23 protein-coding genes are annotated in these 25,381 nt (G+C 69.4%); 18 read left to right on the top strand and 5 right to left on the bottom strand.

Features of this window, described 5'->3' with window-relative positions; all coding sequences use genetic code 11:
• Window positions 1-13 precede the first annotated feature (13 nt).
• Complete coding sequence (locus GRI75_RS12260; RefSeq protein WP_160747281.1) at window positions 14-898, bottom strand: uracil-DNA glycosylase family protein; 885 nt, start codon at window positions 896-898, stop codon at window positions 14-16.
• Between GRI75_RS12260 and GRI75_RS12255 the strand changes: the two genes are divergently transcribed.
• The 7 genes from GRI75_RS12255 (at window position 861) to GRI75_RS12225 (ending at window position 8,887) form a co-directional block, all read left to right on the top strand.
• Window positions 861-2,504: an electron transfer flavoprotein-ubiquinone oxidoreductase gene (locus GRI75_RS12255; RefSeq protein ID WP_160747280.1), complete on the top strand. Its 1,644-nt coding sequence runs from the start codon at window positions 861-863 to the stop codon at window positions 2,502-2,504. The genes GRI75_RS12260 and GRI75_RS12255 overlap by 38 nt on opposite strands.
• A 152-nt stretch (window positions 2,505-2,656) precedes the next feature.
• Complete coding sequence (locus GRI75_RS12250) at window positions 2,657-3,463, top strand: 4-(cytidine 5'-diphospho)-2-C-methyl-D-erythritol kinase (RefSeq protein ID WP_160747279.1); 807 nt, start codon at window positions 2,657-2,659, stop codon at window positions 3,461-3,463.
• Window positions 3,460-4,200: an N-formylglutamate amidohydrolase gene (locus tag GRI75_RS12245; RefSeq protein WP_328597979.1), complete on the top strand. Its 741-nt coding sequence runs from the start codon at window positions 3,460-3,462 to the stop codon at window positions 4,198-4,200. Before GRI75_RS12250 ends, GRI75_RS12245 begins: the two co-directional genes overlap by 4 nt.
• A 42-nt stretch (window positions 4,201-4,242) precedes the next feature.
• Complete coding sequence (ilvD, locus tag GRI75_RS12240) at window positions 4,243-5,970, top strand: dihydroxy-acid dehydratase (RefSeq protein ID WP_160747277.1); 1,728 nt, start codon at window positions 4,243-4,245, stop codon at window positions 5,968-5,970.
• Window positions 5,951-6,319, top strand: a complete 369-nt coding sequence (locus GRI75_RS12235) for a hypothetical protein (RefSeq protein ID WP_160747276.1) — start codon at window positions 5,951-5,953, stop codon at window positions 6,317-6,319. Before ilvD ends, GRI75_RS12235 begins: the two co-directional genes overlap by 20 nt.
• Window positions 6,303-7,694 carry an NAD(P)H-hydrate dehydratase gene (locus GRI75_RS12230; protein ID WP_160747275.1) on the top strand — a complete coding sequence of 464 codons (1,392 nt, stop codon included), beginning with the start codon at window positions 6,303-6,305 and terminating at the stop codon, window positions 7,692-7,694. The genes GRI75_RS12235 and GRI75_RS12230 overlap by 17 nt, the downstream gene beginning before the upstream one ends.
• Entirely contained in the window at window positions 7,691-8,887 is a 1,197-nt protein-coding gene (locus tag GRI75_RS12225; RefSeq protein WP_160747274.1) for a class I SAM-dependent RNA methyltransferase, read from the top strand. Before GRI75_RS12230 ends, GRI75_RS12225 begins: the two co-directional genes overlap by 4 nt.
• Here GRI75_RS12225 and GRI75_RS12220 read toward each other — a convergent pair.
• Genes GRI75_RS12220 through GRI75_RS12205 form a run of 4 tightly spaced genes read right to left on the bottom strand, consistent with a single transcriptional unit; the run spans window position 8,849 to window position 11,638 of the window.
• Complete coding sequence (locus tag GRI75_RS12220) at window positions 8,849-9,655, bottom strand: hydrolase 1, exosortase A system-associated (RefSeq protein WP_160747273.1); 807 nt, start codon at window positions 9,653-9,655, stop codon at window positions 8,849-8,851. The genes GRI75_RS12225 and GRI75_RS12220 overlap by 39 nt on opposite strands.
• Window positions 9,652-10,317 carry an alpha/beta hydrolase family protein gene (locus tag GRI75_RS12215; protein ID WP_160747272.1) on the bottom strand — a complete coding sequence of 222 codons (666 nt, stop codon included), beginning with the start codon at window positions 10,315-10,317 and terminating at the stop codon, window positions 9,652-9,654. Before GRI75_RS12215 ends, GRI75_RS12220 begins: the two co-directional genes overlap by 4 nt.
• 9 nt (window positions 10,318-10,326) lie before the next feature.
• Entirely contained in the window at window positions 10,327-10,620 is a 294-nt protein-coding gene (locus GRI75_RS12210) for an acyl carrier protein (protein ID WP_160747271.1), read from the bottom strand.
• Window positions 10,621-10,651: 31 nt separating this feature from the next.
• Window positions 10,652-11,638 (bottom strand): GNAT family N-acetyltransferase, encoded by a 987-nt coding sequence (locus GRI75_RS12205; protein WP_160747270.1) that lies wholly within the window; start codon window positions 11,636-11,638, stop codon window positions 10,652-10,654.
• 29 nt (window positions 11,639-11,667) lie between these two features.
• Between GRI75_RS12205 and GRI75_RS12200 the strand changes: the two genes are divergently transcribed.
• The 11 genes from GRI75_RS12200 (at window position 11,668) to xrtA (ending at window position 25,375) form a co-directional block, all read left to right on the top strand.
• Window positions 11,668-13,182, top strand: a complete 1,515-nt coding sequence (locus GRI75_RS12200; RefSeq protein ID WP_160747269.1) for an acyl-CoA ligase (AMP-forming), exosortase A system-associated — start codon at window positions 11,668-11,670, stop codon at window positions 13,180-13,182.
• Window positions 13,179-14,405: a pyridoxal-dependent decarboxylase, exosortase A system-associated gene (locus GRI75_RS12195; RefSeq protein WP_160747268.1), complete on the top strand. Its 1,227-nt coding sequence runs from the start codon at window positions 13,179-13,181 to the stop codon at window positions 14,403-14,405. Before GRI75_RS12200 ends, GRI75_RS12195 begins: the two co-directional genes overlap by 4 nt.
• A 193-nt stretch (window positions 14,406-14,598) precedes the next feature.
• Window positions 14,599-15,240: an XrtA/PEP-CTERM system exopolysaccharide export protein gene (locus tag GRI75_RS12190; RefSeq protein ID WP_160747267.1), complete on the top strand. Its 642-nt coding sequence runs from the start codon at window positions 14,599-14,601 to the stop codon at window positions 15,238-15,240.
• A 3-nt stretch (window positions 15,241-15,243) separates the two neighbouring features.
• Window positions 15,244-16,761 (top strand): XrtA system polysaccharide chain length determinant, encoded by a 1,518-nt coding sequence (locus GRI75_RS12185; protein ID WP_160747266.1) that lies wholly within the window; start codon window positions 15,244-15,246, stop codon window positions 16,759-16,761.
• Window positions 16,762-16,771: 10 nt separating this feature from the next.
• A complete protein-coding gene (locus tag GRI75_RS12180; protein ID WP_160747265.1) occupies window positions 16,772-17,815 on the top strand; it encodes a P-loop NTPase family protein in 1,044 nt (347 codons plus the stop codon).
• 5 nt (window positions 17,816-17,820) lie between these two features.
• A complete protein-coding gene (locus tag GRI75_RS12175; protein ID WP_328597978.1) occupies window positions 17,821-19,446 on the top strand; it encodes a preprotein translocase subunit YajC in 1,626 nt (541 codons plus the stop codon).
• 22 nt (window positions 19,447-19,468) lie between these two features.
• Window positions 19,469-20,623: an XrtA/PEP-CTERM system-associated ATPase gene (locus GRI75_RS12170; RefSeq protein WP_160747264.1), complete on the top strand. Its 1,155-nt coding sequence runs from the start codon at window positions 19,469-19,471 to the stop codon at window positions 20,621-20,623.
• 10 nt (window positions 20,624-20,633) lie between these two features.
• Entirely contained in the window at window positions 20,634-21,539 is a 906-nt protein-coding gene (locus GRI75_RS12165; protein WP_407925145.1) for an XrtA system polysaccharide deacetylase, read from the top strand.
• The gene (locus GRI75_RS12160) at window positions 21,536-22,591 is read left to right on the top strand and encodes a FemAB family XrtA/PEP-CTERM system-associated protein (RefSeq protein ID WP_160747263.1); all 1,056 of its coding nucleotides are present in this window, start codon (window positions 21,536-21,538) and stop codon (window positions 22,589-22,591) included. The genes GRI75_RS12165 and GRI75_RS12160 overlap by 4 nt, the downstream gene beginning before the upstream one ends.
• Window positions 22,588-23,826, top strand: coding sequence for a TIGR03087 family PEP-CTERM/XrtA system glycosyltransferase (locus GRI75_RS12155; protein WP_160747262.1), 1,239 nt, complete (start codon window positions 22,588-22,590; stop codon window positions 23,824-23,826). The genes GRI75_RS12160 and GRI75_RS12155 overlap by 4 nt, the downstream gene beginning before the upstream one ends.
• Window positions 23,816-25,375, top strand: a complete 1,560-nt coding sequence (gene xrtA / locus GRI75_RS12150) for an exosortase A (protein WP_160747261.1) — start codon at window positions 23,816-23,818, stop codon at window positions 25,373-25,375. The genes GRI75_RS12155 and xrtA overlap by 11 nt, the downstream gene beginning before the upstream one ends.
• Window positions 25,376-25,381 lie beyond the last annotated feature (6 nt).

Here is a 25,381-nt window from a genome sequence, read left to right as displayed (position 1 = left end):
GATCCGAAAATCCTCACACGCTACCTTCCGTCCATTCGAGCCAGCCCCGCCAGAGCGCCGCCCTGAAGCGCGGCGTCGCCAGCAGGGGCTCCGGGCCATAGCTCGCCAGAGCCGGTACGTCGCAGCCTTCAAGCGCGATCCCGCGCACCGCGGCAGCCCCTTGCGCCGGGTCGTGCCCGAAAAGCGGCAACATCGCCCTGCCAAGTACCAGCAGCCGTTTGGGCCGGGCAAGCCGGACATGATGCGCGACGATCTCGCCGAGTTGGCGTGCGGCGAGCGCCTGCCAGTCCGGATGCTTGGCGTGGCGGGGCAGGGCGGCGGCGAGGTACGCCGCGTCCTCCGCGATACCCATTGCCGACAGCATGTTGCCGATCAGCCTGCCCTGGGGCCCGGCCAGCAGAGCCTCGCTGTCGCTCTCCTCCGGCATCGGCACCAGCACCATCAGCGCCGCCCCTTCGCTGCCGCGCGGCGCGACACGCGGCGCGGTGCCACCGGTCTCAAGCCCCTCTTCGGCAAGCCACCAGGGAGCGAAATCCGTCAATGCCTGCGGCCAGCCGGAACTGTCGCCACCGAGCGGCGGGATCTCGGGCTCGAGCGGTTTGATGGGCCGGGTCGGCGTCGCGAACTGTGCTTCATCAGGAGCCTGGACAATCTCCGGCTTCGCGAGCCAGTCGTGCGGTTCGTCCGCGAACTCGCAATCGACGCCGGCTTCCCGCCACCAGGCGTGCGCCGCGGCGAGTTGTTCGGCGAGAGTGGGCTGGGGCCTTGCGTCGATCATGCTGTCCTGCTGCAGGTCTTGACCTGCTGCCGTGCAGGTATCAAGCCCCGGCCATGCAATCATGCCGCTTGAGGGGTAACCGGTGAGCACACGGGAATCGATGCCGGTCGACGTTGTCATCGTCGGCGCGGGGCCTGCGGGCCTCGCGGCGGCGATCCGGCTCAAGCAGCTCAACGACGCGCTCGAAGTCGTCGTGCTTGAGAAAGGCTCCGAAGTCGGCGCGCATATCCTGTCCGGTGCGGTGATCGATCCGCGGGCGCTGGACGAGCTGCTGCCGGACTGGCGCGAGACATGCCCGCTCGCCGAAGTGCCCGTGACCTCAAACCACCACTGGGTGCTGACGCGCAGCGGCAAGTGGGCGATGCCGCATGTGCTGATGCCGCCGCTGATGTCCAACAAGGGCAACTACACCGGGTCGCTCGGCAACTTGTGCCGCTGGCTGGCCGAGCGGGCCGAGGAGCTCGGCGTCCAGATCTTCCCCGGTTTCCCGGCATCGGAAGTGCTGTTCGACGAAAGCGGCGCAGTCATGGGCGTGGCGACGCAGGACATGGGCATCGCGGCCGACGGATCGCACAAGCCCGATTACCAGCCGGGCATGGAACTGCATGCGAAGTATACGCTGTTCGCCGAAGGCGCGCGTGGCCACCTGACGAAGCGGATGAAGAAGCATTTCGCCCTCGATGCCGAAAGCGAACCGCAAATTTATGGCCTCGGCATCAAAGAGTTGTGGGACATTCCTGCCGACCGGCACGAGCCTGGCAAAGTGGTTCACACCCAGGGCTGGCCCCTGTCTGAGAGCGATACGTGGGGCGGCGGTTTCCTCTACCACCAGGCCAATGGCCAGGTGGCGCTCGGCTTCGTGACCTCGCTCGATTACGCGAACCCTTACGTCTACCCGTTCGAGGAATTCCAGCGCTGGAAGCAGCACCCGGCGATCCGCGCGGTGATCGAGGGCGGTAAGCGCGTCGCTTATGGCGCACGGGTGATCAACGAGGGCGGATGGCAGAGCGTACCCAAGCTCGCCTTTCCGGGCGGGGCGCTGATCGGCTGCTCGGCCGGCTTCGTCAACGTGCCGCGGATCAAAGGCACGCACACGGCGATGAAGAGCGGCATGCTCACCGCCGAGGCGGTGGCTGCTGCGATCGCTGCGGGGCAGGAGAAAACAGAGCTGAACCAATACGATAGCGCGGTTCGTTCAAGCTGGATCGCAGACGAGCTGCAACTGGTGAAGAACGCCCAGCCGCTCGTGGCGAAGTTCGGTGGCGCCATCGGCACCGTCCTCGCCGGGGCCGACATGTGGCTGCGGACGTTGCGCCTGCGCCTGCCGTTCACGATGAAGCACCACACCGATGCCGAGGCGACCCGGCGGGCCGATCTCTACCGTCCGATCGCATATCCCAAGCCCGACGGGAGGATCAGCTTCGACCGGCTCTCCTCGGTGTTCCTCTCCGGCACCAACCACGAGGAGGACCAGCCCTGCCATCTCGTGCTCAAGGATCCTACGCTGCCGCAGCGGGTCAACTGGCCGGTCTACGCCGGGCCGGAGACGCGCTACTGCCCGGCGGGCGTTTACGAATACGTCGGCGTCGAGGAAGGCGAGCCCAGGCTGGTGATCAACGCGCAGAACTGCGTCCACTGCAAGACCTGCGACATCAAGGACCCGCCGCAGAACATCGAATGGGTCACGCCCGAAGGCGGCGGCGGCCCCAACTATCCGAACATGTGATGGGAGGCCTGCGCAAATCCTCCCCGGTACGGGGAGGGGGACCATGCGAAGCATGGTGGAGGGGGCCCGCCGCAGGCGAAGCGCTGGTGGCGGGCCCCCTCCACCACGCCGCTGCGCGTCGCGGACCTCCTCCCCGTGCTGGGGAGGATTGAGTGCGCGAAACGGCCTACGCCAAGATCAACCTCGCGCTGCATGTGCGCTCGCGACGCGAGGATGGGTATCACGAACTTGAGACGCTGTTCGCTTTCGTGGACGCGGGTGACGAACTGACGGCAAGATCGGCAAGCATCGACACGCTGACAGTCACTGGCGAGTTCGCCTCGCAACTTTCTGATCCTTTTGGAAATCTCGTCGCGCAGGCGCTGTCCAGGCTGCCCCGGCCGAACGGCCTCGCGATTACACTCGAGAAGAAACTGCCCGTCGCCGCTGGCCTCGGTGGAGGATCGGCCGATGCCGGCGCGGTCTTCCGCCTGGTGCGCGAGGCGCATGGCTTGCCCGACGACTGGCGGGAGCGCGCCGCTCGGCTAGGCGCCGACGTTCCGGCCTGCGTCGAGAGCGTGGCCTGCATTGGGCGCGGGACCGGCACTGACCTCGAGCCGGTGGAGAACGACCTCGCGGGTACCGCGGTGCTGCTGGTCAACCCGCGGGTTCCTCTCGCCACGGGCCCGGTCTTCGCGGCGTGGGACGGTCAGGATCGCGGGCCGCTGCCGGAGGGGGCCGCTTCGGGCGTCGCCGGCGAGGGGCGCAACGATCTCGAAGCAGCAGCCATCTCCTTGTGCCCGCCCGTCGCCGAAGTTCTCTCTACGCTCGCCGGAACCGGCGCCGATCTCGTCAGAATGAGCGGCTCGGGCGCGACCTGTTTCGCGACGTATCGGCGGCATGGCGTCATGCACGAAGCTGCGGAAAAGCTGGCTTCCGATCATCCGAGATGGTGGCAGATGCAAGGAAAGCTCAGGTGACGGGCAACGTAATCGAAGAGGCATTCGCCATCATCGGCGAACCCCGCGCCGGCGACATCTTGGTCGTGGTCGACCATGCCTCCAACCGCGTGCCGCACGACGTCGACCTCGGCATCGCGCCCGAGCTGCTGAACGAGCATGTCGCGGTCGACATCGGCGTGGCCGAAGTGGCGCGGCTAATGGCGCAGGAGTCCGGTACCGCGGCGTTCCTGGGCAACGTCAGCCGCCTGGTCTGCGACTTCAACCGGGATGAGGATGCGGCCGCACTGGTGCCGCATTCCAGCGACGGCCACACGATCCCGGGCAATATGTTCGACATGGCTGGGCGGGAGGAGCGGCTCGAACGCTTCCACCGGCCCTATCACGACGCACTGGCCAGCTTGCTGGAGCAGGCGCCGCCGCGGCTGATCGTCTCGCTCCACAGCTTCACCCCTTCGCTGGCTAGCCGGCCGGAGGAGGAGCGGCCGTGGCATTGCGGCGTGCTCTACAACGATGACGAGCGCGCCTCCCGCCTCGCCATTCCGCTGCTCGCATCCGATGGCCTCATCGTCGGCGACCAGAAGCCCTATTCGGGCAAGCTGCTCAACGCGACGATGAACCGCCACGCGGAGGATCATGGCCGGCCCTATTTCGGCATCGAGGTCCGCCAGGACCTGATCGCCGCTGCCGCCGGGCAGGCCGAATGGGCCGAAAGGCTCTTGCGCGTCGCCAACAGGGTTGCGCTGGCCTTTGAGTGAGGGCAGGGCGCATTGCGTGGATCGTCCCAATCAGGAAAGAAAATGACAGCCCGTTTCGACAAGTCGCGCCTGCCCAGCCGCCACGTCTCGGTCGGCCCCGAGCGCGCGCCGCACCGCAGCTATTACTACGCGATGGGCCTGACCGAGGAAGAAATCGCGCGGCCTTTCGTCGGGATCGCCTCCGCCGGTAACGACAGTGCCCCCTGCAACACCACGCTCAACGCCCAGGCCGACATCTGCCGCGCCGGTGTGGAGCAGGGCGGCGGCATGCCGCGCCGCTTCAACACCATCACGGTAACCGACGGCATCGCCATGGGCCACCAAGGTATGAAGAGCTCGCTCGTCAGCCGTGAGGTGATCGCGGATTCGGTCGAGCTTTCGGTCCGCGGCCATTGCTACGACGCGCTGGTGACCTTTGCCGGCTGCGACAAGAGCCTGCCCGGCATGATGATGGCGATGCTGAGGCTCAATGTGCCGTCGATCTTCGTCTACGGTGGCTCTATTCTCCCCGGACGTTTCCACGATCGTGACGTCACGGTGGTCGACGTGTTCGAGGCCGTCGGGCGCTATGCCGCCAAGGACGACTCCTGCCCGCTTTCGGAGCTGATCGCGCTCGAGAAAGTGGCCTGCCCGGGCCATGGCGCCTGCGGTGGCCAGTTCACCGCCAACACCATGGCATGCGTCGGCGAGGCAATCGGATTGTCTTTGCCGAACAGCAATATGGCTCCGGCTCCTTACAAGAGCCGCGAAGATATCGCCGTGGCTGCCGGGCGCCAGGTCATGAACCTGCTCGAACTCAACTTGCGCCCGCGCGACATCTGCACCCGCGCCGCGTTCGAGAACGCCGCGCGCGTCGTGGCCGCGACTGGCGGCTCCACCAACGCGGCGCTGCACCTGCCGGCGATGGCCAGCGAATGCGGCATCGAATTCGACCTGTTCGACGTCGCCGAGATATTCAAATCAACGCCTTACATCGCCGATCTCAAGCCGGGCGGCAGGTACGTCGCGAAGGACATGCACGAGGCCGGCGGCGTCTACATGCTGATGAAGACCCTGCTCGACGGCGGCTTCCTCGATCCCGAACCGCTGACCGTCACCGGCAAGTCGCTGGGCGAGAACATCGAGCAGATCACCTGGAACCCCGACCAGAAGGTGATCTACGACGTCAAGACCCCGATCACCCCCACCGGCGGCGTGGTCGGCCTGAAAGGCTCGCTCGCGCCCGAGGGTGCGATCGTCAAGGTCGCAGGCATGAAGCGCCTGCAGTTCAGCGGCCCGGCGCGGGTGTTCGACTGCGAGGAGGACGCCTTCCAGGCGGTCGAGAACCGCCAGATCGAGGAAGGCTGCGTCATCGTGATCCGCTACGAGGGTCCCAAGGGCGGCCCCGGCATGCGCGAGATGCTCTCCACGACCGCCGCGCTCTACGGCCTCGGCATGGGCGAGAAGGTTGCGCTGATCACCGACGGCCGCTTCTCCGGCGGCACCCGCGGCTTCTGCATCGGCCATGTCGGACCCGAGGCAGCGGACGGTGGGCCGATCGCCCTGGTCGAGGACGGCGACATCATCTCGATCGACGCCGAAGCCGGCACGATCGACCTGGAAGTCACTGCCGAAGTGCTCGACGAGCGCCGCGCGCGCTGGCAGCCGCGCCGCAACGACTACCAGTCCGGCGCCCTGTGGCGGTTCGCCCAGAATGTCGGTCCCGCGGCGAAGGGGGCTGTGACCCACCCCGGCGCGGCCGCCGAGACGCATGTCTTCGCGGACATCTAGCGCGGCTGCGTTCCTGCTGGCGCTGGCCGCCTGTTCCGCCGACGCCGACGCCGGCGCGGGGGAACAGGGCGGCACGCTCGTCGATTGCGCCCTCGATGGCGAAACGACATTCACGCGCGCCTGCGCGGTCGAGCGGAGCGAGCACGAGGGAACGCTGTTCCTGGTCGTCCGGCACCCCGACGGCGCGTTCCGCCGCTTCGAGGTCCTGCGCGATGGCCGCGGCCTCGCGGCGGCCGACGGGGCGCAGGCGGCCGTCACGAATATGAGCGACGGCGATCTCGTGGTCGGCGTCGGCGCCGACCGCTACCGCTTCCCGGCAACGATCCGCGGCGATGGCGCAGGCGAGTGAGCAGGTCCTCACGGTCGCGCAGATGCGCGCGGCCGAAGAGGCGCTGATCGCCGCCGGGGAGACGATCGACAGCCTGATGCAACGCGCCGGCGAGCGCGCGGCCGAGTGGATCTGGCGGATCGCCGCAGGGCGTCCGGTGACGGTGCTGTGCGGGCCGGGCAACAACGGCGGCGACGGCTACGTCATCGCCGAGACTCTGCGCCGGCGCGGCCTCCTCGTGACCATCGTCGCGCCTCTGGAGCCCAGAACCGGTGCGGCGCGGCGCGCGCGCGCTGCCTACGGCGGCGAGATTGCGGCGCGCGGAAAAGGCGGCGTGTTCGTGGATTGCCTGTTCGGCAGCGGCCTTGCACGTCCGCTCGGTGCCGAGCTGGCGAGTATGGTCGGCGAACTCGCCCGGACCCATTCCTACCGCATCGCCATCGACCTGCCGAGCGGGGTCGCAAGCGACGACGGCGCCCTCCTGAACGAGGATATCCCTCGCTACGACGTCACCCTCGCACTCGGAGCCTGGAAGTTCGCGCACTGGTCGATGCCCGCCATGGCGATCATGGGGCAGCGCCGTCTCGTGCCGATCGGCCTCGGCGAGGCGGGCGCCGATGCGCGCCTGCTCGCCCGTCCGCGCTTCGCTGCGCCGGCCATCGATGCTCACAAGTACACGCGCGGCCTGGTGACTGTGGTCGGCGGGCCGATCTCCGGCGCGTCGCAGCTCGCCTGCGAAGGTGCGATCCGGGCAGGGGCGGGCACCGTCAGGCTGGCCGCGGACAAGCTTCATCCGGCGGCGAGCGCCGACATCGTGCTCAAGGACATGGCGCTGCCCGAAGTGCTGGCCGACGAGCGAACGGGTGCGGTCCTGGTCGGCCCCGGCCTCGGCCTCGACGAACGGGCGCGCGCCCGCCTTCGCGACGTACTGCACGCGGGGCGCCCGACGGTGGTCGACGCCGATGCGTTGCGCCTCATCGACCCCGCGGGGCTGGAAGCTTTCTCCGCGCCGCTGGTGCTCACCCCGCACGAAGGGGAACTGGCGCAGCTCGCGAAGTGCTTCGCGATAGAGCCTGAGGGCAAGTTCGATCGCGCGCGTACCCTGGCCCGCGCGACCGGTGCCGTCATCATCGCCAAGGGGCCCGACACGGTAATCGCCGCGCCGGACGGGCACGCGGTCCTCGCTCCTTCGGCGTCCAGCTGGCTGGCGGTCGCCGGCAGCGGCGACGTGCTGGCGGGCATCGTTGCCAGCCGGCTCGCTGCTACTGGCGATCCGCTCCGCGCCGCTTGCGAGGGGCACTGGCTGCACGGCGAGGCCGCTCGCCGCTGCGGCGCGATGTTCACCGCCAGCGAGCTTGCCCGCGCCGTCGGAGACGCCTACGCGGCTGCCCTGTGAACGAGGGCGAAGAGATCATCAGGGTCGCGGCCAAGGGCGACGGCATCACCGCGTCGGGCCGCCATGCGCCGCTTGCCGCCCCGGGCGACCTGCTGCGCGACGACGGCAGCCTGGTGCCGGGACCGCATCATGCGCGGCCGCCCTGCCGGCATTTCCCGGAATGCGGTGGCTGCCAACTCCAGCACCTCGATGAGGAAACCCTGGCAGGGTTCGTCCGCGATCGCGTGGTCCATGCGGCTGAGGGACAAGGCCTGGCTCCGGAAATCCTGGCCCCGGTGCACCTTTCCCCGCCGCGCACCCGCCGGCGGGCGACCCTGCGCGCCATCAACGGCGGAGGACGTCCGCTGATCGGCTTCCACGCCGAAAAGTCCCACCGCGTGATCGACATGCGCGAATGCCACGTGCTGGCGCCGGAGCTGTTCGCGTTGGTCGAACCGCTCCGCCGCATGCTCGGCCACCGGCGCGGCAAGTACGCCATGTCGATCGAATTGGCGCTGACCGACCAGGGCGTCGACTGCGCGATCTCCGGGCTGGAGCTCGACGGCCTGCAGCAGACCGAAGCGATGCTCGAGTTCTGCCGCGAGCAGAAGCTCGCGCGGCTCATGCTCGACCAGGGCTTCGGCCCGGAAGCGTTTTGGGAGCCGGAACCGGTGACGGTGACGCTCTCCGGCGTGGCGGTGGGTTTCCCGTCCGGAGCCTTCCTCCAGGCGACCCGCGACGGCGAGGCCGCACTGGCCCATGCCGCGCGCGAATGGCTCGCCGGGGCGGAGAAGGTCGCCGACTTGTTCTCCGGACTCGGGACGTTCGCCTTCGCCTTGTCGGACGCCACTTCGGTGCTCGCTGCGGAAGCTGCCCGCGACGCCCACCTTGCCTGCAAGATGGCGGCGGTCCGCACCGGCAAGCCGGTAGAAGCGGCGCATCGGGACTTGTTCCGCAATCCGGTGCGAACCGAGGAACTGCGCGGCTTCGATGGCGTCGTGCTCGATCCGCCGCGTGCCGGCGCCCGCGACCAGATCGAGCAGATCGCCGGGAGCGGAGTAAGCCGCGTCGTCTACATCAGCTGCAACCCTTCGAGCTGGGCGCGCGATGCGGTGGTGCTGAAGGACGCCGGGTACCGCCTCGCGGAACTGCGCCCGGTCGGTCAGTTCCGCTGGTCAACCCACGTCGAGCTGGCGAGCCTGTTCGTCCGCTAACGCAGCCATGAGCTGCCTGAAAAGCCACTCGCTTGCGTGGGTCTCGACATATGCATGGCTGGCCGCTGGGCAGAGCTGCACTCGCGGATCGCCGGCATTCCAGCCGGCGAGGAACGCCTGGCCCGTCCTGTCGCGCTCGGCGATGAGGATGCGGGTGGGGCCGGTAAACCGGTCGACTCCGCCCGCCATGGCTCCGGCGAGCCCGCTGGGTGCGGCGGGAGGCGCGACGGCGCCAGCGAGGCCGCGGAGCAGCTTGGCGTAGTCCACTTGTCCCCTGAGCAGCCGCAGCAGCTCGCGCGGGTTCTTCAGCTTCTCGGCATAGCGCGCGCGGATCGCGGCCGGCGGCGGCGGTGCGTCGGACTGGTCGTCCTCGAAAGTCCAGGGGTTGGACAGCACGAGCCCGTCGCAGCCCGCGCCGCCGGCCAGCATCAACGCGCTGGCGGCGTCGCAATTGCCGAACGCGACAATCCGCGAGAGCGCCGGGCACTCACCGCGAAAAGCCGCAAGCGCGGCGCCGATGTCCTCGGCAGAGCGGCGAAACCCGCCGTTATCGCCCTCGCTGTCGCCCACGCCGCGCCGGTCGAAGCGAAACACCGGATAGCCCGCCGAGGCGATCCGCGCCGCGAGATGAGCGTTGCCGGAGAAGGCGCCGGCGCGGGTCTCATTGCCGCCGCTGACGATGAGCAGGCCGACGCCGCCCGATGCCCGGTCGAGCGTGCCGACCAGAGCGCTGCCCTCGCAAGCGAAAGTCACATGTCGGCGGCTCATGCGAGCAGTTCCGCGGCAACGATTGCCGCAAGCCGATCGGCCTGCGCGGGATCGTGATCGGGCTCCGCCCGTAGCCACAGCGCCGGGCCGCCGAGTTCGCCCTGAGCGATGTCGCGCAGGCTCGCCGCCTCGGGCAGATCGGCCCCGGCCAGATCGCTCACCATCCTCGCGCCGAGGCGATACCCGGCCAGGTCCAGCCCGCTCTGCCGGCCTCGCGCGAGCAGTTCCTCCCGGTCTTCCGAACGGCCCGCCTCACGCGAGGACAGCACGCGCGCCCTCACCAGCGAGCGGAGCTGCGCGCTGCCAGCCACGGCGGCAGAGCGCCATCCGGGCAGGCCTTGCGGGGCGATAAGCGCCGCCGCACGAATGGCCAGGACGTGAGTGGCGGCGAAGTGCCGCGCCGCTGTTTCGGTCGCGGCGCGCCAGCCCGCCAGCGTCTGCTGCTCCAGCGGAGCGAGGCTCTCGTTGCAGCCCGGCAGGTCGGGCAGGAAGCTGTCGATGCCCGCGGCGTCGAGGCGGCGCATCGTCTCGGCGGTGAACCGGCGCAGCTTGTTGCTCTCGTCGAACCAGGCCGGCAGGACCAGGACGCGGTGCCGGCGCCCGCGATCCAGCGCCAGGGCATATTCCTCGCCGCCGGCAGGGCAGGGCCAGGCGGCGATCACGCGGGCCGGTCAGGCTCCGGCGCGCTTGGCCTGGACGAAAGCCAGCAGCGCGCCGTAGGTTTCGAGCATCTCGCCGTCGACCTCGTCATCCTCGATAACGATGCCGAGTTGGTCCTCGATCTCCGTCAGGAGGCCGGCGACGGCCATCGAATCGAGTTCCGGCATATGGCCGAACAGGCCGGTCGCGGGCGTGAGTGCCTCGGCCCGCTCACTGCTCAGGCCGAGCACGTCCTGCAGCACCCGGCGCAGGACCAAGTCGACCTCGCCGGAAGTCGGACGGCTGACGCCCGGTTGACTGCTCATTCGCGGGTTCCCTCTCGAAAGCGCCGCCGGGTTAGCCGCGCTCGCCGCGCGAGACAAGCGCGCGCAGGCGGGACCTGGCTATGGCCGGCCAATTGCGCGGATCGCCCTTGCGCCAGCACTGCAACCGGTAGCGCGGCCGCGCCTGCTCCATCCAGTCGCGCTTGTAGGGGTCGTCCCCCGTGCCGAAGTCGACGAGCGTCACGCCGTCGCCATCGATGACGCGTTCCAGCAGGGCTGCGGTGAGTGTCGTGCCCGCGGAGAGCGCCTTGGCGCTTTCGCGGTAAGCCAGCTTGTGGATGTAGGCCGTGCCGCCTTCGACGGTCCAGAACTGCGCCGCGACGGGTTCGCCTTCGTGCCGTGCGATCGCCAGCCGGATGCGGCCGGCAGTGCCTTCGGCTTCGGCGAATGCCCGCAGCATGTCCGGATCGCCTTCCTCGGGCTTCCAGCTTTCGGCGTAGATGGCTTCGTAAGCACCCCAGGCGTCGCTGTCGAATGCGGTCAGGATCGCGACGTCGACTTTCTTTGCCTTGCGCTTCAGCGTGGTGCGCAAGGACCCCGGCCGGTCGGCCAGGTACTCGGAATAGCTGCGTCCCTCGACGGCAAGGAAGCTGTTGGTGTCGCACGTCTCGCGGGCGACCACCCAGCCGGCGCGGCGGAAGGCCCGCTCGAGCTGGCGGGCGCTGCCGTCCTCGTCGGGCACGCGGTCGAGCACGATATGGGAGGCCTTGCGCCGCAGGTCGCGGGCGAGGGCGATCGTCAGGCTGTCCAGCGAGGCGTAAGCCGTCGCCAGGGGCCGCCAGGTGAAGGCGTACCAGTTGAGCAGCGACTCGAGCCGCCGGCCCTTGCGGCGAAGCGGCAGGATCACCGCGCCCGAAGCGTCTTGGGCAACGGCGTGGATCGGCTCGGCCTCACGCCCCTCGAGCAGGGCGAACCACTCGAGCCGCGCGAAAGGCCCCAGCGCCGGCGAAGGCCGTGCTTGGACATCCTTAACACTGGCGTGATAGCTGGTCGCCGTCACAGAACCTTGTTCCCTCCTCTGGAGCCCCGATGCCGATCTCGCCCGACCCCGTTCCCCGGCCGCTCGATCATCTCGCCGAATGCGGCCGCGATGCCGACCCGGCCCTGGTCTTGCGCGAGGCGGTGCTTAGCTACCGAGACTTAAGAAGCCGTATCGCCAAGCTCGCTTCGTGGCTTGCCGCCAAAGCGCCTGTGAAGGGCGCGCGGGTGGCCAGCTGGGCGGCAAAAGGGGAGCTGACCTGTCTGCTGCCGCTGGCGGCGGCGCGGGCAGGGCTGGTCCACGTGCCGATCAACCCCCTGCTCAAGCGAGCGCAAGTGGCGCATATCCTGGCCGATAGCAGCGCGAGCCTTCTGCTGGGGACCGAGGCAAGGCTCGCCACGCTTAAGGACGGCGACGTTCCGGGGGACTGCTCCGTCATCCCTGAGGACGCGGCCGTTGCGGACGCGCACGCGCATGGCGGGGAGTTGGCTCCGTCCGCGGCCGATGTCGATGGCCTGGCAGCGCTGCTCTACACCAGCGGCTCCACCGGCAGGCCCAAAGGGGTCATGCTCAGCCATGCCAACATGTGGCTCGGCGCGGTGAGCGTGGCGCACTACCTCGGGCTGGCAAGCGATGACGTGACCCTGGCCGTTCTGCCGCTGAGCTTCGATTACGGGCAGAACCAGTTGTTCTCCACCTGGTATGCCGGGGGTTCGGTGGTGCCACTCGACTATCTCACCCCACGTGACGTCACGAAGGCATGCAGCCGGCACCGGGTCACGACGCTGGCGGCGGTTCCCCCGCTCTGGGTGCAACTTGTGGAGCAGGAATGGCCGCGGGACGCTTTGACGGCAATGCGGCGGCTGACCAACAGCGGCGGAGCCCTGAGCGCAGAACTGGTGCGAAACCTGCGAGGTAAGTTCCCGGACGCTAGGCTTTTTCCGATGTACGGACTGACCGAGGCATTCCGTTCGACTTATCTCGATCCGGCGCTCGTCGACAGCCATCCCACCTCCATGGGCACGGCGATCCCGTTCGCCGAGATCCTCGTGGTGCGGGACGATGGCCTTATCGCCGAACCCGGGGAGGAAGGCGAACTGGTCCATTGCGGTCCGCTCGTGGCGCAAGGGTACTGGCGCGATCCGGTCCGCACGGCGGAGCGGTTCCGCCCGGCGCCGGAGCAGTCGGAATATGGCGGTACCGCCGTTTGGTCGGGCGACCGTGTAGTGCGCGATGAAGCCGGATTGCTCTATTTCGTCGGACGCCGAGACGCCATGATCAAGAGCGCCGGCAACCGCATCAGCCCGCAAGAGATCGAGGAGGCGGCGCTTGCTACCGGCCTCGTGGTCGAAGCCGCGGCGGTGGGCGTGGCGGACGAACGGCTCGGGCAAGCCGTGCTGCTGGTCGTGCGAGGGAGCGGGGACGAGCAAGCGCTGCGCCTCGCCTTGCGCCGCGACCTGCCCAACTTCATGCAGCCGCGCGAGATCCGCTGGGTGGAAACGATGCCGCTCAACCCCAACGGCAAGATCGACCGCGCGGCGCTGCAGGCGGAAATGGCAGGATGAAGCCGCTAGGTCCGATCCCGCCCGGTTTCGAGGCGATCGACGGAGAACTGGCCGTCGGCGGGCGCAAGGCGAGCGCGCTGGTGGCAGAGGCGGGGGGTACGCCGCTGTTCGTCTATTCCGGCGAACTGATCCGCCGCCGCGTCGCCGCGCTTCGCAGAGCGATGCCGGAGCGGTTGCGGATACATTATGCGGTTAAAGCAAACCCTTACCTTTCTCTGCTCGAATTGATGGGAGAACTGGTCGACGGGTTCGACATCGCGTCCGGCGGCGAACTGGGGTTTGCCCTGGCCGCGGGGCTCCCGGCCGGCAGGATCAGCTTCGCGGGCCCGGGCAAGCGCGACGAGGAACTGACCCGAGCGATCCTGGAAGGGGTCACGCTGAACCTCGAGTCGGAGGCCGAGGCTCGGCGCGCGCTGGCGATCGGAGAGCGCGAGGGCGTGACGCCGCGCCTGGCGATCCGGGTCAATCCCGACTTCGAGCTGCGCGGATCGGGAATGAAGATGGGCGGCGGCGCGAAGCCTTTCGGCATCGATGCCGAGCGCGTGCCGGCGCTGGCCCGCGAGATCGTGGCCGCCGGGGCCGAATGGCGCGGGCTGCACATCTTCACCGGCAGCCAGGCGCTCGATGCCGCGGCCATCGCGGAAACACAGTCCAACGTGCTCGATCTGGCGGCGGAGCTGAGCCGCGCGATCGGCCATCCGCTGCCGCACCTCAACATGGGCGGTGGTTTCGGCATTCCATACTTCAGCGGCGACCGGCCGGTCGACATAGCGACCGTCGGCGCGGCGCTGGCGGAACGGTTCGAGGCGCTGCCGGACGTGCTGGCCGGCACCGAGTTCGCCGTCGAACTCGGCCGCTACCTCGTCGGCGAGGCGGGGGTCTACCTGACCCGGATCGTCGACCGGAAGGTCAGCCATGGCACAACCTACCTGATCACTGACGGCGGCCTACATCACCAGCTTGCCGCCTCGGGCAATTTCGGCACCGTCGTGCGCCGCAACTATCCGGCGGCGATCGCCAGCAGGTTCGATGCCGAACCGACCGAGGAAGCGAACATCGTCGGCTGCCTGTGCACCCCGCTCGACCGGCTCGCCGATCAGGCGATGCTGCCGCGCGCCGATGCAGGCGACCTCGTCGCGGTGTTCTGTGCCGGGGCTTACGGCGCATCGGCCAGCCCGGCCGCGTTCCTCGGCCAGGGCCCGGCACGCGAAATCCTCGTTTAGCTTTCCCGCACCACCCGTCCCGTCGCGGGACAGGGTCCGAGAAGCCCGCAGAAATCGGGCCGGTTGTGCGTTCAAGGCTAACGCAATGTTCACCCTTCGCCGCGAGAAGGTCAGCCGCAGACTGCGGAAAGTGGCGCGTCCATCGCGCGCCGCACGGCTTCCCGCGGGCTCGGCAACTTCGAGGATGCATGAGATGCAGAATGTCCCCGCGCCCCGCTTCCTGGCTGCCCTCGCGCTGGCGGTCCTGGCCCTTGCCGGCTGTGCTGCGCCGACCGACGGCCAGTTACCCCCGGCCAGCTTCGTTTCGATGCAGGAAGGTCCAGGCGAGGAATACATCATCGGCCCGCTCGACGAACTGACCGTCCACGTCTGGCGCAACGACGAGCTCGGCGCCCAGGTGCAGGTCCGCCCCGACGGCCGCATCACCACGCCGCTGATCACCGACATGCCGGCCGTGGGCAAGACGCCGACGATGCTGGCGGAGGATATCCGCCTGCAGCTTTCGCAGTACATCGCCGAGCCGCTGGTGACGGTGATCGTCAACAAGTTTGCCGGTACGTTCGGCCAGCAAATTCGGGTCGTCGGCGCCACGGAGAAGCCTGCGTCGATACCTTATCGCGCCAACATGACCGTGCTCGACGCGATGATCGCGGTCGGCGGCCTCAGCGAGTTCGCAAGCGGCAACCGCGCCAAGCTGATCCGCTTCGACAAGCAGGCCGGCCGCCAGCGCGAGTACGGGCTGCGGCTCGCGGACCTGCTGCGAAAGGGCGACAGCCAGGCGAACGTCATGCTGCAGCCGGGCGACGTCATCATCATCCCCGAGAGTATGTTCTAGGCCATGAACGAGCTGTTCGAGGAAGCGCGCGCCGCGCTCTGGACGGTTTGGAACCGTCGCTGGCTGGCGCTTGGGGTCGCCTGGGGCGTGTGCCTGCTCGGCTGGCTGGCGGTCGCGCTGATCCCGAACACGTATGAATCCAAGGCGCGGATCTTCGTGCAGCTCGACGATGCGCTCGCCCAGCAGATCGGCATCGGGTCGGGCGCGCGCGAGAAGGATATCGAGCGGGTGCGCCAGACGCTGACCGGCGCCGTCAACCTGGAGAAGGTCATTCGCTCCACCCGCCTCGGCGAAACGATCACGACGCCGACCGAAATGGAGCGCGAGATCGATCGCCTGGCCAAGGACGTCCTCGTGCTCGGGCAAGGCGACAACCTGTTCGAGATCACCGCCTCCAGCGGCCGGGGCGACCTGTCGGACGCCGAGAACGCTCAGCTCGCGCAGGACATCGCCCAGCGCATGATCGACATCTTCCGCGAGCAGAACCTCGGCGGCTCGCGCGGCGAAATGCGCGAGACGATCGAATTCCTCGACCAGCAGCTCGCCCAGCGCAGCCGCGAGCTCGAAGAAGCCGAACAGCGCCGCCTGGCGTTCGAAGCACAGTATCCTGAGCTGGCCGGCGGATCGGCGAGTATCCTGTCGCAGCTCAACAACAGCCGCTCCGAACTGCGCGGGGTGGAGGCGGACCTCGCTGCGGCGCAGAGCGCGCTGGCGGCCATCAACGGGCAGATCGCCAGCACTCCGCGCACCCTGGTGACGGCGAACTCCGGCGGTCCCCGCGCGGCGCTCGCCCAAGCGGAAGCCAACCTGGCCGCCCTGCAGGGAAGGGGGCTGACCGCCAGCCACCCCGACGTCATCGCCACCAACAAGCAGATCGCCGCCTTGCGCGCCCAAGCACAGGGCGCCGGCGGCGACTACGGCACGCCCAACCCGGCATACAGCTCGCTGCTGTCGATCCGCGGAGAGCGCGAGGCGAACGCCCAGGCCCTGGCTTCGCGCGCCGCCGCGCTTCGTTCGGAAATCGCCTCGGTCACCGCCAGCCAGGCGCAGGAGCCGGGGGTCGCGGCGGAAGCGCAGCGGATCAGCCGCGATTACGAGGTGCTGCGCCAGCAATACGACAAGCTGCTGCAGGACCGCGAGGAACTGCGCCTGCGAGGGCAGGTCGAAACCGAGCGCAGCGGGATCAAGTTCGAAGTGGTCGATCCGCCGAGCACGCCGCGCGTGCCTTCGGCGCCGCCCCGGCCGCTGCTGCTGCTCGCGGTGCTGTGTCTCGGCATCGGCGCAGGCTGCGGCGCGGCCTGGCTGCAAGGCCGGCTGCGCTCGACGTTCGCGACGGCGGGCAAGCTGGAGGCGGCTCTGGACCTGCCTGTGATCGGGGCGATCTCGCTGGCGATGACCGACAAGGCGCGCGCAATGCAAGCCAAGCGGCGCAAGCTGTTCCTGGCGGCGGCGGGCGGGCTCGGCGGCCTGTTCGCCGTTCTGCTGGCGGCCGAGTTCGTCCAGCGCGGCATGGTCGCTTGAGGAGGCGCGCGTGACCGAACAAGGCAAGATCCCACTGCCCGCCGCTACCCGTCCCAACGGCCGTTCGCTGTTCGAACGCGCCGAAGCCCTGTTCGGCTCGGACGGCCTGGCGCCCCCGCCGGTGCCGCAAGGCCTGGTGGAGCCCGCCGCCAAGCGAGCATCGCGCAAGGGTCCGTCGGCGGTGGCCGCGAAACCGCAGGCGCCGCTGCCGACGATCGAACCGGCTGCACCGGTCGCTGTCGCACCGGTGCAGGCGAAGCCTCCGGTCGTCGAAGCTCGGCCGGCCGTCACGCCCGAACCGGGGCCGGTCGTATTCCGCGGCCCGCGCCACGCCATCGATCGCGCGCACTTGCGCAAGCAGGGCATGATCCAGCCGGAAGGCAAGACCACCGCTCTGCTCGAGGAGTTCCGCATCGTGAAGCGGCAGCTCCTGCTGGCGGCCCGCGAGGCGCTGCGCAGCGGCGGCGGGCCGCGCGCACAGCGCGTGCTCGTCTGTTCCCCGCTGCCGGGCGAGGGCAAGACTTTCTGCGCCACCAACCTGGCGCTCGCCATGGCGGCGGAGAAGGACAGCGAGGTGCTGCTGGTCGATGCCGACTTCGCCAAGCCTTCGATCCTCGCTGCCCTGGGCCTGCCGCCGGGCCCTGGGCTGATGGATGCGCTGGCCGATCCGGGGATTCGCATCGAGGACTGCGTCCTCGCAACCGACATCGGCGGGCTCTACGTGCTGCCGGCGGGCACCCAGACCAGTTCGGACAGCGAGTACCTTGGCAGCAGCCGAACCGCAGAACTGCTCGACCGCCTGACGCAAGGCGCGCCGAACCGGATGGTGATCTTCGATTCGCCGCCGGCGCTGGCGGCCTCGCCCGCGGCGGACCTCGCCAAGCATGTCGGCCAGGCGCTCGTCGTCGCCCGGGCGGACAGCACCGGGCAATCGGCGCTGGAGGACGCGCTGACGCTGCTCGCGACCTGCCCCGACATCAAGCTGCTGCTCAACGGCGCGCAGTTCAGCCCGAGCGGCCGCCGCTTCGGCTCTTACTACGGTTACGGAGGGTGACGGTCGTGCGCTCCCTGATCGCGATGTTGGCGATGCTTGCGCTGCCGGCCGTCGCCGCCGCCCAGGACTCCCCACAAAGCCGCGGCTCCGGCTCGCGGACCCAGGTGACGCCGTACATCGAGGCGGCGCAGGTGCTCACGGCCGAGATCGAGCCCGAGAGCGACCTCGTCACTTACACCACCGTCGCCGCGGGCGTGGATGCGACGGTTGTCGGGCGCAACTCCGCCGGATCCGCCTCCCTGCGCTACGAGCGGCACATCGGTTATGGCGACGAGGTTGCCGACAGCGACACCGTCAGCGGCATCGCCCGCGCTTCGGTCGCGCTGGTGCCGCGGGCGGTGACGATCGAAGCCGGTGCGCTCGCTTCGCGCACCCGTGTCGACGAGAGCGGCGGCACTTTCGCAGGCGCTTTCGCACAGGATGACGGCAGCACGAGCCAGGTCTACTCCGGCTATGTCGGCCCTTCGGTACAGACCCGTTCCGGCGACGTGCAGGCCGAAGGGCATTACCGCTTCGGCTACACGCGCGTGGAATCGCCCGACGCGGTGACCGTCGGCGCCGGCGGCGCGCGGCCGATCGACCTGGCGGACGAGAGCACGACCCACGCGGCGCAGGCGCGCGTCGGCCTCGCGCCGTATGGCGTGCTGCCGATCGGCGTCGGCATCGGCGGGGGATGGAACGAGCAGAACGTCTCCAACCTCGACCAGCGGATCCGCGACCGCCATGTTCGCGGCGACGTGATCGTGCCGGTCAGCCCAGTGCTCGCCGTGGTTGGCGGCGTGGGTTACGAGGACGTGCAGGTATCTAGCCGCGATGCCGTGCGCGACGCGAGCGGCAACCCGGTGATCGGCGACGACGGCCGCTTCGTCACGGACAAGAGCGCCCCCCGCGTCATCGCCTACGAGACGGACGGGCTGATCTGGGACGTGGGCGTCATGTGGCGCCCGAGCCGGCGCACCTCGCTCGAGGCGTTCGTCGGCCGGCGCTACGACTCCACGACCTACTACGGCAGCTTCGCCTATGCGCCGACCTCGCGGCAGAGCATCAATGTCTCGGTCTATGACGGGATCACCAGCTTCGGCGGAGTGATCGCCGATCGCCTGGCTGGCCTGCCGACCCAGTTCCAGGCAGTGCGCAACGCGTTCAGCGGGGAGATCGGCGGCTGCGTCGCCAGCGTCGAAGGCGCGAACTGCCTCTCCGGCGCGCTGGGATCGCTCAACTCCGCGGTCTTCAGGGGCAGGGGCGCTTCGCTCAGCTATGCGATCGACCTCGGCCGCACTCAGGCTGGTATCGGCGCCGGATATGACCGCCGCCGGTTCATCGCCGCGCCGGGCACCGTGCTCGCCGCCGCGAACAGCGTGGTCGACGAGAGCTACTGGGCCATGGCCTATGCCAGCACGCAACTGGACCAGCGATCGAGCCTGTCCGGCAACGCGACCGTCAACTGGTTCGAAAGCGGTTTCGACGGCGGCCAGGCAGCGATCGGTTACAGCGCGTCGCTGGCCTACTACCGGCAGATCATCGCCGGGCTGAGCGGCACGGCCGCCATCGGGCTCGACGGGATTACCCAGGACAGCCTGCCCGATCTCATGTCCGCATCGGCCCTGCTGGGCCTGCGATACTCATTCTGATGCCCGACGGAGGCACTTGACCATGTTCGACGATTTCTATGGATTGACGGGCAAGCCCTTCCAGATCACGCCGGATCCGGCGTTCTACTTCCGCAGCGTCACGCATCGGAAGGCGCTGTCCTACCTCGGCTACGGACTGGCTCAGGGTGAGGGCTTCATCGTCATCACCGGCGAAGTCGGCGCCGGCAAGTCGACGCTGGTGGCGCACCTGATGAGCACGATCGACCCGGAGCGGCTCACGGTCGGCCAGATCGTCACCAGCAAGCTCGACGAGGAGGAGATCATCCACGTCGTCGCGCAAAGCTTCGGGCTCGACATCGACGGGCACGACAAGGCGAGCGCGCTCGGTGCCATCGAGGGCTTCCTGCACGAGGAAGCGCGCGCCGGTCGCCGCTGTCTGCTGGTGGTCGACGAGTCGCAGAACCTGACCGTTCCGGCGCTCGAGGAACTGCGGATGCTGTCGAACTTCCAGCTCGGCAGCCACCCCCTGCTGCAGACCCTGCTGCTCGGCCAGCCGGAGTTCCGCGCTACGCTGCAGGCGAGCCAGAGCCTGGAGCAACTGCGCCAGCGGGTGATCGCCGCGCACCACCTCGATCCCATGGAGCGGGGCGAGGTCGAAGCTTATGTCGTTCACCGCCTGCGCAAGGTCGGCTGGAGCGGCAATCCGGCGTTCGACCAGGAGGTCTTCGGCGAGCTCTACGAGGCGAGCGGGGGCATCCCCCGCCGCGTCAACCAGATCGCCAGCCGCCTGTTACTGCTCGGCGCAGTGGAACAGCGCACGCGGATCGATTCGGCGATGCTGGGGGCAGTGCTGGAGGAGATGGCGGGCGAGAAGGCGCTTCCCGAAGCGGCGCTCCAGTTCCCACCGATGGCCGAAGTGAGGCAGGAGCGGGCGAACTCTCACGAGCAGAGCACCGGGCTCGCCCTTGAAACGGTGGAGCTGATGCTCGCCGAGCGCGATGCGAAGATCGCCGAACTGCAGCAGGCCGTTGTCGAGATGGCCAGCCGCCAGGACGAGGTCGCCGCTACCGCGCTGATGCCGGAGATTGCCACTTTGCAGGAACAGCTCGCGCGCCTGGAGGCGAAGACCGCCGAGCAGGAGCGCGCCGTCCGCCACACCCTGACGATGCTGATCGAGTGGATCGAAGGCGAGATGGGCGCAACGAAGGCCGCTTGAGGAGCCGCCGGTGAACGCCGCCACCCCCATTTCCCAGGCCGAGGCCGGTGGCGCGATCGTCAACGGGCTGTCGGTCGACGTCGAGGACTGGTTCCAGGTCGGCGCCTTCGAAGGCGTGATCGAGCGCGACGACTGGGGCTCGCTGACCGACCGGGTCGACCGCAACGTCCGCCAGATCCTGGACATGTTCGACGCCGCCGAAGCCAAGGCGACCTTCTTCGCACTCGGGTGGGTGGCCCAGCGCCACGGCGGGCTGATGCGCGAGATCGTGCTCCGCGGCCATGAACTCGCCAGCCACGGGTGGGATCACGGCCGCGTGTTCCGGATGGACCGCGAGACGTTCGCTGCCGACATCTCCCGCGCCCGCCAGGTGCTGGAGGACGCCGCCGGCGTGCGGGTGACCGGCTACCGCGCGCCGAGCTTCTCGATCGACCAGCGTACGCCCTGGGCGTTCGAGGTTCTGGCGGAGCAGGGTTATGCCTATTCGTCCAGCGTGGCCCCGGTCGCCCACGATCACTACGGCTGGGCCGAGGCGCCGCGCTTCGCCTTCAGGCCCCTCGCGGGATCGCCGCTGCTGGAGATCCCGGTGACGACCGCAATGTTCGCCGGCAAGCGCCTCGCAGCAGGCGGCGGCGGGTTCTTCCGCGTGATTCCCTACGGCTTTTCCCGCTGGGCGATCCGCCAGGTCAACTGCCGCGAGGGGCGGCCGGCGATATTCTACTTCCACCCCTGGGAGATCGACCCCGGTCAGCCGCGCGTGGCGGGCGCGCCGCTGCGGTCGCGGCTGCGGCACTACACCAATCTCGACAGGATGGCCGGCAAGCTGCGCCAACTGGTCCGCGAGTTCGCCTGGGGGCGGATGGACCTGCTCGCGGCCAGCGAGGCTGCGCGGATCGACGGCGAAGCGGCGGCATGAACGCCCCGTTCGTCATCGGCGAGCAGGTGCGCGCGGTGGACTTGCGCCAGCCCGGCGAGGCCGCGCGGATCGAAGGCTTCGTGGCGGAGATCGGCGGCAGCCTGTTCCACCGGCCCAGGTGGCTGCAGGCGGTCGAGCGGGGCACCGGGCAGCGCGCCCGCGGGCTCCTGGCGGAGAAAGGCGGCACGATCGTGGGCTGGCTGCCCCTGAGCGAAGTTCATTCGCCGATCTTCGGGCGCGTGCTGGCATCGAGCGGCTTTGCCGTCGAGGGCGGGGCGCTGGCGGAGCGAGACACCATCGCTGAGGCATTGTGCCGGGCGGCGGAGGAATATGCCCGCCGCCTGGCGTGTCCTACGATCGAACTGCGCGGCGGGGTCGCTCCGCCGGACTGGCGCGTCCGGACCGACAGCCATTGCGGCTTCGTGCGGGAGCTGGCGGAGAATGGCGAAGCGCAACTGCTCGCCATCCCCCGCAAGCAGCGGGCGGAAGTGCGCAAGGGGCTCGATGCGGACCTGACCGTCCACGTCGGGACCGGCGCGGCGGATCGGGCCGCCCACTATGCGGTCTACGCCGAAAGCGTGCGCAATCTCGGCACGCCGGTGTTCCCGCGCAGCCTGTTCGATGCCGCGATGGACGCGCTGGAAGGCGATATCCTGACGGTCCGCCATCATGGGGAGCCGGTCGCCAGCGTACTGTCGCTCTACCACGCCGGCGCTGTGCTGCCCTATTGGGGCGGCGGCACCTGGGCGGCGCGGCGCCTGCGGGCGAACGAGCGGATGTATTACGACCTCATGCTCCACGCCCGCCGGCGGGGCTGCACGCGCTTCGACTTCGGGCGGTCTAAGACGGGCAGCGGTGCCTGGGCGTTCAAGAAGAACTGGGGCTTCGAGCCCGAGCCGCTGTGCTATGCCAGCTGGACCGCTCCGGGAGCGGAAGCGCGCGATGCCGATCCGACCAGCGCCAGGCACGCAGCGCGGATCGCGCTGTGGCGGCGGCTGCCGCTGCGGCTCGCCAACCTGCTCGGGCCGCCGATCGCCAGGGGGCTGGGGTGAGCGGCGAGATCCTCTTCCTCGCCCACCGCATGCCGTTTCCGCCGGACCGGGGCGACAAGATCCGCTCGCACCACATCCTGAAGGCGCTGGCGGACCTGGCCCCGGTCCACGTGGCCTGCTTCGCCGAGAGCGGGGCCGACCGGGCGCATGAGGCCGAGCTCGCCGCCGTCGCGGCGAGCCACTGCCTGGCCGACCGCACGAAGCCGCTGATGCTGGCGGGGATCGAGAGCCTGCTGCGGCGTGAACCGGTCAGCTTGTCGGCCTTCCGCCATGCGGGGCTTGCGGGCTACGTCGAACGGCTCCTGCGCGAACGTCCGATCGATACGATCTACGTCTTTTCGGGGCAAATGGGCCAGTACGTGCCGCAGGGGTGGAGCGGGCGGCTCGTGGTCGACCTGGTCGATGTCGATTCCGCCAAGTTCGAAGCCTACGCGGCCGAGAAGGCCTGGCCGACGCGCTGGGTCGACGCGCGCGAAGGGCGACTGCTGCGAGCGGAGGAATCGCGCCTGGCTGGCATCGCCGACCGCACGCTGCTGGTCAGCGAAGCCGAGGCCGCGCTGTTCCGCTCCAGAGTGGATGCCTCCCATGCCGCGAAAGTCGTCGCGCTAGGCAACGGCGTGGACTTCTCCGCCTTCGATCCGGCGCAAACCGCGCCGCATCCGCAACTTGCCGCTGCGCCGGGCCCGCATCTCGTGTTCACTGGACAGATGGACTATCCTCCGAACGTCGCCGCCGCGCGGCGAGTGGCGCGATCGATCTTGCCCGCAGTGCGCCGGCACCACCCTCAGGCCCAGTTCCACATCGTTGGCCGCGCACCCGCTGCGGAGCTGCGCGCGCTCGACGGCCAGGGCGGCGTGCGCGTCTGGGGGGAAGTGCCTGCGGTGCAGCCATTCCTGCGCGCCGCCGACCTCGTCGTGGCTCCGCTCGCCATCGCACGCGGGGTGCAGAACAAAGTGCTCGAGGCAATGGCCATGGCCCGGCCGGTGCTGCTCAGCCCGGACGCGGCTGCGGGTATCGGCGCCACCGACGGCGAGCACCTGGCGGTCGAGGACGACGACGCAGCTTTCGCCCGGCGCGCGCTGGAGCTCCTGTCCCGGCCCGAGCAAGGCTCCGCCATGGGCGCGGCCGCGCGGCGGTTCGTGGTCGAACGGATGAGCTGGCCGGCGATGCTGGCGCCGCTCCCCGCCCTGGTGGGACGTGGCGCCGAGCGGCCTGGGCATCGCGATGCCGCTTGAGATCGCTTCGACAGCCCGCCTGGCAGGCGCACTCGATCGCCTGCCCGCTGCCTGGCGCATGCCGTTGCTGCACCTGGCGCTCGGCTGGGCGGTGCTGTTCCTGCTCACCGCCGGCGACTGGGCCGATATGGCGGACCAGTGGTGGAACAGCTCGACCTACAACCACATCGTGCTGGTCCCCGCCATCCTCGCCTGGCTGCTGGCGCTGCGAGTGCCGGCTCTGGCGGGCCTGACGCCGCAAGCCTGGTGGCCGGGGCTCCTGGGCGTCGCCGGCTCGCTGTTCCTGTGGCTGCTGGGTGACATCTCGGGGGTCAACGTAGCGGCCCAGCTGGGCGCAGTGCTCGCGCTGCAATTCGCGGTCGTGGCGCTTCTCGGCCTGCGCGTGGCGGCTGCGCTGCTGTTCCCGCTGGCCTACATGCTTTTCCTCGTCCCCATCGGCGACGAGCTCGTGCCGGCGCTGCAACTGGTCACCGCCAAGTTGACCATCGCGCTCACCATCTGGAGCGGCGTCCCCGCCGCCATCGACGGCGTGTTCATCGACACCCCCGCCGGCCTGTTCGAAGTGGCCGAGGCCTGTTCCGGAGTGAAGTTCCTCATCGCGATGATCGCCCTCGGCACGCTGGTGGCGCACCTTTGCTATCGCTCATGGACCCGCCGTGCCGCCTTCATGGCGGCGGCCATCGCCCTGCCGATCCTGGCCAACGGCGTGCGCGCCTGGGGAACGATCTACATCGCCCAGTCGCAAGGCGTCGAATTCGCCGCCGGTTTCGATCACATCTTCTATGGCTGGGTGTTCTTCGCGCTGGTCATGGCGGCGCTGCTCGGGCTCGGCTGGCGGTTCTTCGACCGCGCGCCGGACGATCCGATCGTCGATGCCGGGTGGATCGCTTCCTCGGCCGTTCTCGCCAGCCTGTCGCGCTACCGCATCTCGGGGACGGCGGCGCTGGCCGCTCTTACAGCGCTTGCCCTGGCGTTTGCTCTCTGGGGCGTAGCGGCGCGCGCTGTCGACGCGCCATTGCCGCAGCAGATCGCTTTGCCCGAGGTTCCCGGTTGGCAGCTGGCCGGCACGGCTTCCGCGGTCCCGTGGGAGCCGCGCGCCGCCGGCGCGGATCGCCGCCTGCTCGGCCGCTACCACGACGGCGCGGGCCGCGAGGTCGACGTGTTCATCGCCGTCTACGCCGCGCAAGCGGAAGGGCGCGAGGCAGGCGCCTCGGGCGAGGGGGCCCTGAGGCCAGGCACGCCCTGGCGCTGGCTTGCGCCGGAAGTTGCGAGTGCCGGTGCGCGCGGCGAATGGCTGCAGGCCGGGGGCCGCGTCCGCCGCCTGACGCTGACCTGGTACCGCAGCGGGGCGCTTCTCACCGGCAGCAACTCGCGCCTCAAGCTCGCCACGATGGCGAGCCGCCTGGCGATGCGGGAAGAGCCCACGACCATGCTGATCCTCTCTGCCGAGGAACGCCCGGCCGTCTCCGCACGGGAGAGCCTCACAACCTTCCTCGATGCCGCCGGCCCGCTCGGTGCGTGGATGGACGGCATGGTCCGAGTGCCCTAACGGGCA

Origin of the sequence: Croceibacterium soli, assembly GCF_009828065.1 — a bacterium.
Classification (GTDB): Bacteria; Pseudomonadota; Alphaproteobacteria; order Sphingomonadales; family Sphingomonadaceae; genus Croceibacterium_B; species Croceibacterium_B soli.
This window is presented reverse-complemented; position numbering and strand designations above follow the sequence as displayed.